This window comes from Verminephrobacter aporrectodeae subsp. tuberculatae (genome assembly GCF_026127385.1).
Lineage (GTDB): Bacteria > Pseudomonadota > Gammaproteobacteria > Burkholderiales > Burkholderiaceae_C > Acidovorax > Acidovorax aporrectodeae.
This window is the reverse complement of the sequence record NZ_QZCX01000012.1, coordinates 1-594: the sequence shown is the minus strand read 5'-3', so window position 1 is coordinate 594 and position 594 is coordinate 1. Positions and strand designations below refer to the sequence as shown.

The 594-nt window shown below is 65.3% G+C and carries 1 protein-coding gene; it reads left to right on the top strand.

Annotated elements, in window-relative coordinates; genetic code table 11:
• Nucleotides 1–594 (top strand): SwmB domain-containing protein (locus D5041_RS21890; protein ID WP_265285830.1); only part of this gene is annotated, 594 nt, incomplete at both ends.

Here is a 594-nt window from a genome sequence, read left to right as displayed (position 1 = left end):
CTTCGATGCGAGCAAGATAGACCTCTCGAACGCGAACGGCACACTGGGTCCTTTGATAGCCAGCGCAGACGGAAAAACCTGGACCGCGACCTTCACGCCCAGCGCCAACATAAACGACGCGAGCAACACCATCGGCGTGAACATGAGCGGTGTGCGGGACCAGGCGGGCAATAGCGCGACGGGCACGATCGCCAGCGCCAACTACACCGTGGACACCCGGGCAGCCGACACCACGCCCCCGGTAATCCACACCGCCGTGGTCACTGGCAACCAACTGGTGCTGACCTACACCGACGAGGGCAACCTGGATGCCACCAACACCGCAGCCGCCTCGGCCTTTGCGGTCAGCAGCGCAGGCAATGCGGCCATCAGCGTGAACAGCGTGGCCATATCGGGCAAGACCGTCACGCTGACGCTGAGCCGCGCCGTGACCAGCGCGGAGACCACCGTGACCGTGAGCTACACCAAGCCCACGGGCGACAACGTGGTGCAGGACGCAGCCGGCAACGACGCAGTGAGCTTCAGCAACCAGGCCGTGACCCATGGCACGTCGGCAGCAGACACCACGCCCCCGGTGCTGATCACCACCGGCGA